This window comes from Syntrophorhabdaceae bacterium, assembly GCA_035541755.1.
Taxonomy (GTDB): Bacteria; Desulfobacterota; Syntrophorhabdia; order Syntrophorhabdales; family Syntrophorhabdaceae; genus PNOF01.
The window spans coordinates 1-9774 of the sequence record DATKMQ010000165.1 but is presented as its reverse complement, the minus strand read 5'-3'; the positions used below and the strand labels follow the sequence as shown (position 1 = coordinate 9774).

Sequence of the window (9774 nt, the reverse complement as noted above, 5' to 3'; positions counted from 1 at the left end):
AAAGTCCCGCTAGCAAACTGCCAAGAATTAACAAACAGAGTGACAAAACGATGGTTCTTTTCATAAATCCCTCCTTAATTTTTTATTGCTTATCATCGTTTCTGATACGCCATATTCCTGCAATACTCACTTCATCAATGCGTTAGGGAGCCATGTCGCGATGCCGGGAAAGACGAAAAGAAGACCGATCATGACCACCAGACTTATAATAAACGGGGTTACCCCCTTATAGACCACCCATATTGATTCTTTAGTGATACTCTTGACAATAAAAACGGACATCGCAATAGGAGGTATGATAATGCCTATCATACAAGTCACCGATAACACGATGACGAACCAGATCGGATCAAAACCAAGTTTAATCGCCGCGGGGAAGAATATCGGCGTTGCCAAAATCATGAACGCCGCATCATCGATAAAAGACCCTCCTATCAGATAGATGATGCAGATCAAGCAAACGATAACATAGCGATTTAAGGGTAGGGCGGCAGTCCACTCTGCAACTATGTAAGGTATCTTGGCCATGGTAATAAAGTGTCCGAGGACGTTGGAACTTGCTATGAGCATGAGAATTACACAGCCCATGAGCACCGACTCCCTTAACGATTTCATGAACGCTTTGAACGTAATATCCTTTCTGAGAACGGTGAGAATGCAAACTCCGATGGTACCCACGCTTCCCGCTTCGGTAGGGGTGAAAAATCCGGCCAGAAGGCCGCCGATCACCAGAAGGAAGATCAGGAGAGGCCAGACTACCTGAGGCACCGAACGCAATCTTTCTTTCCAGGGATAGACAGGCCCTTTCGGGCCAAGAGACGGGTCCATCTTACACCAAACATAGATGGTCCCAAGAAACAGTGCCGCACACATAAGGCCTGGTATCATTCCTGCAAGAAACAGCTTGCCTATGGACTGTTCCGTGATCATCCCCATTATGATAAGTGCATTGCTCGGGGGGAGCAGGGTTCCCAAAGTCCCCACGCTTGCCACAACACCTGTCGACAGCAGTCTGCCGTACCGGTACTTGTCCATTTCGGGCACAGCTATACCCGAAAAGGTTGCGGCGGTTGCCAGCGTTGAGCCGGAGATAGCCTTAAACAGCGTCGCACCTACAACCGTCGCGAAGGCAAGCCCGCCCGGAACGTGGCCTACAAATCTGCGGCTCATTTTGTACATTTGTTCAGCCATCCCTGAATTGAGAGCAATCTGCCCCATAAGAACGAACAGAGGAATTACGGTGAATGAGTAAGATGAAAAGACATCAAAATAGTCCTTGCCCAACACAGTTATGGCGGCACCTACTGATCTTAGACAGACTATTCCAAGCATTCCGATAACGCTCATCGCAAACGCAAGCTCAATCCCTGTAGAAAACAGAACGAGAAGAGCAATCAGCCCTATAATACCAATCAGCGTTGCCTCACTCATGGGCCTCACCTCCTTCGAGAAGGTTGCCCAAGAGAACAAAAACCTCCGCGACAAGTGCAACCGCTATCCCGTACGCAACAGGGTAAAAAGGTACGTGGATCACCGGGCTCACCTCTCCTGAAGTTCTGAATTCGTTGCCTATTTGCACGATTGAGAAGGCAAGGAGGATAACGAGCCCAATTCCGACCAGGCGGTTAAATTTCTCGAGGCCGGCTTTGACCCTGGGAGAAACACTTGTAAGGAGCAGATCCACTCCAACGTGCATCTTGTCGCGTGACGCGACTGGAATGGCGAGCCCGACCACCAATCCTCCGCTGAAGGATACGATTTCATACGTCCCCGGGATCGGCATACCAAGAAGTCTTCCGACAATATCGCATCCCGTGAGAACCGTTACGCAAACTAATGCAAAACCCGCGACCTTTTCGAGACAGGAACATGTTTTTACGTTGAATCTGTCCAGTAGATCCATTCAACCCTCCTACTTCGACTGTTCTATTTCCGTGAATTCATCCACCAAGCTCGTAACCTTGCGAGGATCTACGCCAAAATCTATCATGTGATGGAGAGGGAACTTCACGTCTATTGCGACTTCAGGACACATAACTTCACAGAAACAACAGAACCAGCATTCCCCGGGATAGACAACCGTAGGGCGCTGTTTTTCTTCGTCCCAGCCAAAAATGTCCATGGGGCAATATTTATAGCATTTGCCGCAACCGTTGCAAAAATGATCATCGATTGTCGGACCGTAGTTTATTTTGAAATTGTACACGTTACCTCCCCGCGTTTACTCTACGCTTTCTCTGAGGTACTCTATTGAGTCCTCATTTTTCCTGGCAGTTATAGTAATTTTGTCCCAATTACTGTCCTGATCGGGATAGTCCTCCCTGTAATGCATGGGGGCAACCCGGCTTTCGGTCCTCAGCAGCGATGAATCAATATACAGCTCCGCGATATCGATAATATCCTGCGCCTCGACAGCGCGCATCAATTCGTGAGGGCCATCTGCCACAAGCAAGGGCACCGCCTCTTCTTTGACTCTCTTCAGGAGCTCTTTTGCCCTTTCCATCCTTGCCTTTATTTTTTTAATGCCTACATAATTCTTGATGATTTCAGTCCTTACATAGTCTTCAAGTTCGAGCGGATTGACTGCGTTTCTGGTGACGCGCCCCAATGGAGCGAGGACTCTGGCTTTTGCTTGTTCAACCTGCCGTAACTGCTCACCATTCAAGCTTTGCCCTTGGATACTTCCTATTTGCTCGGCTACGTGACTACCTACGATATAGCCCCAGACCAATGCTCTTGATCCCGCTGTATGGCAGGCACAATCTCCCGCGGCAAATAGATTGCCAATAGTAGACTCAGCGTGCTCGTTGATACGGCGGATGCCGCTTATGGTGATGGCGGCCGGATACGGAACACCTTCGGCTGGGCGTTTATCCTTCAGTCCGCCGGCCATCTTCAGGAATTTGAGCGTTCGCGGTGGTTCTGTGGCAGCGGTATAATACGTCGCACTTATATCATCGTCGGTAGCGGAATCCGTTTTCGATACGATGATGTCCTTTTCCGTGGTCGGTTCTTTCATGCCCGGCGCATACATAAAGTTGACGGGTGGAATATTCCCTCCGGCAATCCTGATGTTCAGTTCTGGATACTTGTCTTCGAGCGATTCCCCTTTCGAATTCAGCAATCTGAAATGCCAGCCTGCACCGCCTGCGCCACCACTGGCATTGATCCCTTTTGAAACCGCGTATACCCAGAGGCACTCCATATTGGCGACCTTTGCTCCGGCACGAAAGGCGCCTATAATTCCTCCACCGCAGTTGCCAGGGAATCCGATGCTGTAAAAAAGGTTATTTGGATATGGAGCCCAGGGGTACGGATTGAGTCTCGTAGCCCTCCCCGTAGCGATGAGGACGGCCTTGCTTTTAAATACTACGAATTTTCCCGTTCGGCTATTCAAAGCGGTTGCTCCCACCGCTGTCCCGTTTTTGGTTATAATGCTGGTAATCATCGTTCGATTGAAGACCCTGACCCCAGCCTCGTATACTGCTTTCGCAAGCTTCCACTTGAGATCGGATCCTCTGTACATCACTACATTTGGTTCAAATGGTTTTCCGTTTTCGTCCTTTTTGAGACGGCTGTGAACGGTGCCTCCGCGGTAATTTTGCGCTCCCCACATTTTTCCATCATCTTCTCGGATCTGAACTCCAATATCTTCAAGGATCGCCAACGGTTTAATCCAGTTTTTAAGCTCGGTAATTGCGGATTTTGATGAAACCAGACCCTTATACCTATTGGCTCCAAAAAGGGACTTTGCTGCGATCGCCTCATCAACATCCTTTGGCACCGGATGCTCGATTATTCCCGGGAATTCAACATGAAATCCGTCCAAACCAACTCCGGTCCCGCCATATTCAATGCTTGATTTTTCCATGATAACGACGTCAATATTGCTCTTTTTCTTTGCCTCGATAGCGGCCATGCATCCGGCGAGCCCTCCACCAACTATCAGAAAGTCCGTTTCGACCACTTCATCGGCGATTAGCGCAAGGCTGTTTGTCATGTTCTCCTCCCTTATTCTCCTGCCAGGTAATGCAAATCCGGAACGTCCATAGGAATAAATCGGAGCGCATACATCTTCTTCATATCGTCGTAGCTAGCCTTTGGGGCGCTATAAAGATAGAGTCTGAAACAGAATTCGCTGCAAAAAGTGTGTTGTTTCCCCCGGAGGGTCTTAACCTCCGGCATAGCCTTGATCGGCCGACCACAGCACTCGCATTGTCTAGCGTCGTCCATTGATATTCTCCTTCCCGTTCGGAAACGTGCAACAAGCTTTTTGGACAGTTTTGAAACTCGTCATCATACAACTTATTATCAGAAATATCGTATACGAAAGATCGTATACGAACTTTATACTGTTGCTTTCAGTGTTGTCAAGAAAAATCTTTTGATTTTTTTTATTCGTTAAATCCTTCTAGGTTATCGGGGGGTTGGCTTCCATTTCCGACGGGTCAACTTTTCTAATGCCTCTCGGCACCGGACCATTGTTTTTTCATTACCGACTCCAGGTTACGATATTTTGTTTTAATTTTTCACGATATATTCGCTCATCCAAAGGCTTTTACCAGCGTACAGAAATGCCCGGAAGACACCGTTTTCAATGGGAATCCTCCGCGCAACGTGTGGAAGTACGCTCTCATTTTTCTCTGGAGGTCTGAACGCATATTTGTTGCCTTTAAAACGTTTTCTTTAAGACCATTAGTGGGTCTTCCTATTTTCGTGTTTCTTTCTTTGTTTTTTCAATGAATAGCTGCCTTTTGCCACCATAGCATGGGAATGAACATCAAAATAAACGGGTTCTCCATATAGAAGAGAAATCGGAGCTATGTGGTTCCATTCATGACGAATTGCTTCAAAGAGCGGCTCCGTAGCCATGTCAAAGTAGGCTCCCTTTATCTCATCATGATGATTTGGAATGAAGAACGAAGGGTGGAAAAGCCTAAGTTCGGGCATTCCATATGGGACAGCGAATTGCTGGGGACCTCCCTGATAGGCTATGGTCGCTATGTCGGCCTTGCCCCCGATTCTCTCCATAATCGCCTTCGCCTCCTCCGTGACGACGCAGCATGCGCTGTCATGATAGATAAATCGAAAATCATCACCGAACGTGAAAAGATAGGCAAAAACCCCATTTGACAGAATGTCGGGATCCCAAGAGCCTCTTGATAAGATGGCTGCTTCAGCGGCCTCTTCTTCGATTGTCGGCGTCCCATGTGCTACAGAGACGAGATTTTTGAAAGCTGCCTGTGCGTCCTCGGGGAGCTCGGGCGGAGTTCCAGGCGTATTGCTGTGAAGAACATGAAACGCCTCTACGACAAAATCATCAAATTGAAAAATGTCGCCATTGTTTACAAGCTTCGTCTGGCTAGATGGTAGCCCCTGTGTAAGTAACGTATCGACCACTATACGATGGCCGTATACGCTAGCCCCAGTTTGACGGGCGACCTGGGTTGCATCGGACATGTGGTCAAAGTGAGCATGTCCGAGAAACACTGCATCTACCTTGCTTATCTGATCAACCTTGATACCAGTGGGACGATTCCTGGGTCCTCGATCGAAGTACGCGCCCAGAAGAATTACCTGGTTCCCGTAGGTTAGTTCGAAATTGGCGGTACCCCACCATCGTATGGTGAGCAGGTTTTGTGCCTCTGGAATTGATTTCCCCACGGTGGCAGACGTCCAATCCATGGGAGGCCGTCTTCCATCATGGCTTATCGCGGAAGCCAATGGCCGCATATTATCAGAAAAAAACGTCGTTCTCTTCATTGCCACACTACCTGTTTGAGACGCAATACGATTCAACGAGATGGCGAACCTAACGCTCTCTTGCCCATCACCTTCTCTAACAGCCTAACATCAGTCCTTCTCCGCACTCAGCGTCTCTAATGGCTCCACCATTGTCAGAGCAAACAGGAACGTCATGCCTAACGCCAACGCAAAGAAGTAGAAGACCACGTTAAAAGTCTTAAAGGTATCCAAAAGATATCCGGCGACCATCGGCGAGAGAAAGCCTCCTATGGAGCCCGCAGTGGAGACTAAGCCCAGAGCAGTCGGGAAAGTCCGGCGAGTGGTGAGCCCCATGGGATAAGAGATGTAGATAGACATACTACTCCCTGTGGCGAACCCGTTAAAGAACAGGAGAAAAGCGAGTATTCCCTGGCTGGCAGGAGCGTGTGCAAGCAGATACATCATGACGATCGTCCCGATTGCCGTGAGGAAGATCATAGGCTTCCGGCGGCCACCTAAAAGCTTGTCGGAAGTCCAACCGCCAAAAAAGGCGCCGAGAAAGGAACCAATGTTTGGCACTGCCGCAAGCAGCCCCATCCGTACCATAGATAGGTGCCTTTCATTCACGAGATACGATGGAATCCAGATGAGCATACCCCATTGACACATGGCAGCGAAGAAGAAAATGAAACAATCCGCCCAAACGTTCCATGATTGAAAAACCTGACCCGGGGTATCCAACGCTGTCATCCCCCGTCTCACACGAATGCACTTGTCCAGCCAGCCCATAGATGTGATCTGGGGGCCAATCTTCGAGCGCATTCCACCGGCCGACTGAACGATATAATCCCGTTCCCCCTGGCTGCAAAACCTGCTCTCCTCTGGTCTGTTACGCACCAGAATATACCAGATAGCCGCAACTATGATGCCGGGAATGGCAAAGCAATAGAAAACGCCCCGCCAGCCCCACTGCATCATGATCGCGATGCACGTAGGAGGCGCGAGAATGAACGCTATTGGCGCCGCATTCATGTAGAGTGCAGTCGCTGTCGCCTGCTCCTTATGCGGAAACCATGCCTTGATGAGCGTGCCCGCCCCTATGCCTGCTGGGCCTTCACCGACGCCAAGACCGAATCGAAACCATTTCATAGCGGTTGCACCGGGAGAAACGCCAATGAGAAAAGTAAAAACAGAAAAGACAAAAACTGAGAGCGATGTCATTAGACGGGCGCCAATTCTACCCATGAAAAGCCCTGCCGGTATCTGGGTTACTGCGTACCCCAAAAAAAACATGCTAGCCAGAGCTCCTGCCTGAAGATTTGTGAGAGCAAATTCCTTTCGAACAAAAGGCAAGACAACCCCGATGTTCGCCCTGTCGGCTTGGTTAATCAAAAAGAAGAGAAACATGAGAACGAGGATGACCCATCGATAGTGGGTCGCACGCTGGATAGCATTTTGACCGACTTGAGCAACACTGGCTGTTTCCGTCTTCATTGCCGGCCTCCGTCAGTTGAGCTATTTTGGTGAGTTGCTTCGTTCGTTGAACCTTTTTTGCGCAACGGTCGAGAGCTCTTATTTCTCGATGCGCGCGTCGCATACATTTCGCAGAGCTTGAGCATCGCCTCGTATGCGCCTGAGTCGTTGCGTTGTTTTAACGCGTTATAAAGCCGTTTTGCGTGATCCACGAAGCGCCCGGCTGTTTCGAAGTCGGTCGGCGGGAGCTGATCTAGAACTGTTTGAAGAACAGTTGCCATGCCGATCATCACGTGGCTGACAAAAGGATTGTGGCTAGCTTCCCCGACCAAAACGTGAAATTCGGTGACCTTGGACCTCCCAAGTTGAAGTTCTTTTAGGGTGGTTGCGCGATTCAGGTTGTTTTCAAGATCGTCAATGACGTTCTTCACTTTTTGTAACTCGGCATTCGTGACCCTCAGTGCGGCAAGCTTGGCAATGGCCGGTTCGAGAGCGCAGCGGAACTCCATGAGGTTTTGCGCCGTTACATCTCCCATACGAAAGTAATTCCCAACCAGCTCGGTCATGTTGCTGGAAGTCGGTTTCGCTACAAAGTTTCCACCATTTATGCCTCGTCGCCTTTCGATGAGGCCCTGAGCTTCAAGGTTACCTAAGGCCTGTCGGACAGTCACTTTAGATACGCCTAGTTGGCGGGCGATTTCATTCTCGGCCGGGATTCTGTCTCCCACATTCCTCGTCAGCACCAACTCTTTGAGCAACTCCTTGACCTGATCCGACATTCTCGACTTGCTGACTAAAAAATCTTCGAGACTCACTACCGTATCTTTCGACCGTTTCTGCATTGATTACCTCCTAGTCAAACTGTCGCGGAATCTCAATTCTATATATCATAATATTTAAATATATTATATTAATAACTTTTGTACAACCCATGTCAAGGAAAAAATCTTCGCTTCTCCGATTTTTAAGCAATGCCAGGCGTTGGCAGAGATACTTTGTGGTTCATAAGCACAAATTGTTTGGACTGACACCATGGCCGCTTGGGTCAGCTCAGCAGAGAGATGGCAAAGGATCTGAGACGCCGTCCCCATTTCAACCGATTTCCGGTGTCTTCCGGGTTCCCGTTTTACGGTGTCAGCAGATTTAATTGACATCATTCGACAGTCTCAATATACTTTGGGCTAATGTAATTGTCCGTGCTCCGAAGGTCTCCATGGAGTGGCAACAAATCGTCGGCTTTCATCAAGTGGCTAACCCTTGGCAGCCTTACAGGAGCGGCAGACGCGACATTCAGAACCCGGTGCGTATTGAGCCAGCAAATCAGTGCCCTCGAAAAAGAATTTGGATGCCTGCTCTTTGAGCGAATAGGGAAAAAGAAGCTGGTTTTGACTTCCGCAGGGGAGAGATTAGTAAAGCAGGGTGTCTACCCAGTACATCACATCTATTAGTGGTCACCCTTATGCTTCTGTGGGCCAATGAACAAAGCCCACGGAAGCTGAGCTGAAGATCGAGTCTTTAACTTTTGCACCGATAAACGCAAGGAGGTTGAATTGACGCTCATCAAACAAGATTTTGAGATACTGAACGACTTTCATTTCGACATACAACCAGTTGCCGTCAAGTATCTGGTGACGGCCCCTCAAACAATGAGTCCGCTTAGCGAGCGGATGGCCCTCTGTGAGATGTTGAAAAGGGCACAGGGAGGCGAAGTGTTCTACGCCCAGGTCAAAGACCATACCTGCGAGGCAGGGCAATATATATTGGGCCAGAGGGAGATTGAGGACCAGTTCATAAGCGGACAATTCGGAGCAGGGTTAGGCATTTTTAAAGACGAACGAGCTGCGGCCAGACTTTACCACTATGTCCCGAAGATAGCGAAAGGGGTTCTTAATTATGTATCATTTTCTCCGCTCGACAAACTCTCCTTCGAACCAGACGTGCTTATTCTGCTCCCAAATACCGATCAGATGGAGATCCTTCTCAGGGCTATGAGTTATGAAACGGGAAAGATGTGGTCAAGTAGATACTCACCCGCCATAGGCTGTTCATGGCTCTTTGCCTATCCTTACCTCACCGGGGAGATAAATTTTATCGCTACCGGTTTTGGATTCGGTATGAGGCGAAGGAAACTCTTCCCACAAGGCCACCATTTCATGACCATCCCCTTTGATCAGTTGCCCGCTATGTTGCGAACGTTAAGAGAGATGCCCTGGGTGCCTGAACCGTTCAAGCCGGATGGGCTGGAATACGTCAAACAGTTGCGCGTGCGACTTGATTTGGATAAATAGATCCGAAACGGAAGAGTGCCACTCTGTCGCGTAAATCTCGGACACGAACGCCGGACTTACGTTTCCGCCGCTGACATCAGGGATACGCGTCTGGCGAGGTGCCCTAGAGTCGAATATACCCCTAGCGCTAAGAAGCGAAGGAGAAGAAGGAGGCAACGTCGTCATGAAGAGAACACCTAAAGCGCAATGCGCCAAGTGCACGGGCTTGCGAGAGGAAAAGGCGTGCTCAGACGAAAAAGGTAAAGGGAAAAGCGCCAGGGGCTGCCCTACCGTGTCGAAAAGAACCGTC

At 49.1% G+C, this 9774-nt stretch carries 9 protein-coding genes; 1 reads left to right on the top strand and 8 read right to left on the bottom strand.

What is annotated here, in order from left to right; all coding sequences use genetic code 11:
- Nucleotides 1-126: 126 nt before the first annotated feature.
- The 8 genes from VMT62_15895 to VMT62_15860 form a co-directional block, all read right to left on the bottom strand.
- Nucleotides 127-1431 (bottom strand): TRAP transporter large permease, encoded by a 1305-nt coding sequence (locus VMT62_15895; protein ID HVN97912.1) that lies wholly within the window; start codon nucleotides 1429-1431, stop codon nucleotides 127-129.
- On the bottom strand, nucleotides 1424-1903 hold the full coding sequence (locus tag VMT62_15890; GenBank protein HVN97911.1) for a TRAP transporter small permease: 480 nt from the start codon (nucleotides 1901-1903) through the stop codon (nucleotides 1424-1426). Before VMT62_15890 ends, VMT62_15895 begins: the two co-directional genes overlap by 8 nt.
- A gap of 9 nt (nucleotides 1904-1912) precedes the next feature.
- Complete coding sequence (locus VMT62_15885; GenBank protein ID HVN97910.1) at nucleotides 1913-2206, bottom strand: ferredoxin family protein; 294 nt, start codon at nucleotides 2204-2206, stop codon at nucleotides 1913-1915.
- A gap of 15 nt (nucleotides 2207-2221) precedes the next feature.
- On the bottom strand, nucleotides 2222-4000 hold the full coding sequence (locus VMT62_15880; protein ID HVN97909.1) for an FAD-dependent oxidoreductase: 1779 nt from the start codon (nucleotides 3998-4000) through the stop codon (nucleotides 2222-2224).
- A gap of 11 nt (nucleotides 4001-4011) precedes the next feature.
- Entirely contained in the window at nucleotides 4012-4233 is a 222-nt protein-coding gene (locus VMT62_15875; protein ID HVN97908.1) for a hypothetical protein, read from the bottom strand.
- Between the two features lie 462 nt (nucleotides 4234-4695).
- Nucleotides 4696-5685, bottom strand: coding sequence for an MBL fold metallo-hydrolase (locus VMT62_15870; GenBank protein ID HVN97907.1), 990 nt, complete (start codon nucleotides 5683-5685; stop codon nucleotides 4696-4698).
- A 168-nt stretch (nucleotides 5686-5853) separates the two neighbouring features.
- Nucleotides 5854-7218 (bottom strand): MFS transporter, encoded by a 1365-nt coding sequence (locus VMT62_15865; protein ID HVN97906.1) that lies wholly within the window; start codon nucleotides 7216-7218, stop codon nucleotides 5854-5856.
- Nucleotides 7215-8039, bottom strand: coding sequence for an FCD domain-containing protein (locus VMT62_15860; GenBank protein ID HVN97905.1), 825 nt, complete (start codon nucleotides 8037-8039; stop codon nucleotides 7215-7217). The genes VMT62_15865 and VMT62_15860 overlap by 4 nt, the downstream gene beginning before the upstream one ends.
- A gap of 708 nt (nucleotides 8040-8747) precedes the next feature.
- Between VMT62_15860 and VMT62_15855 the strand changes: the two genes are divergently transcribed.
- Nucleotides 8748-9485, top strand: coding sequence for a DUF169 domain-containing protein (locus VMT62_15855; GenBank protein HVN97904.1), 738 nt, complete (start codon nucleotides 8748-8750; stop codon nucleotides 9483-9485).
- The last annotated feature ends 289 nt before the right edge of the window (nucleotides 9486-9774 follow it).

Coding starts and splice junctions, on each gene's coding strand:
- VMT62_15875 (HVN97908.1), bottom strand. CDS start 4,233: ATGGACGACGCTAGACAATGCGAGTGCTGTGGTCGGCCGATCAAGGCT.
- VMT62_15895 (HVN97912.1), bottom strand. CDS start 1,431: ATGAGTGAGGCAACGCTGATTGGTATTATAGGGCTGATTGCTCTTCTC.
- VMT62_15865 (HVN97906.1), bottom strand. CDS start 7,218: ATGAAGACGGAAACAGCCAGTGTTGCTCAAGTCGGTCAAAATGCTATC.
- VMT62_15860 (HVN97905.1), bottom strand. CDS start 8,039: ATGCAGAAACGGTCGAAAGATACGGTAGTGAGTCTCGAAGATTTTTTA.
- VMT62_15890 (HVN97911.1), bottom strand. CDS start 1,903: ATGGATCTACTGGACAGATTCAACGTAAAAACATGTTCCTGTCTCGAA.
- VMT62_15880 (HVN97909.1), bottom strand. CDS start 4,000: ATGACAAACAGCCTTGCGCTAATCGCCGATGAAGTGGTCGAAACGGAC.
- VMT62_15870 (HVN97907.1), bottom strand. CDS start 5,685: ATGGATTGGACGTCTGCCACCGTGGGGAAATCAATTCCAGAGGCACAA.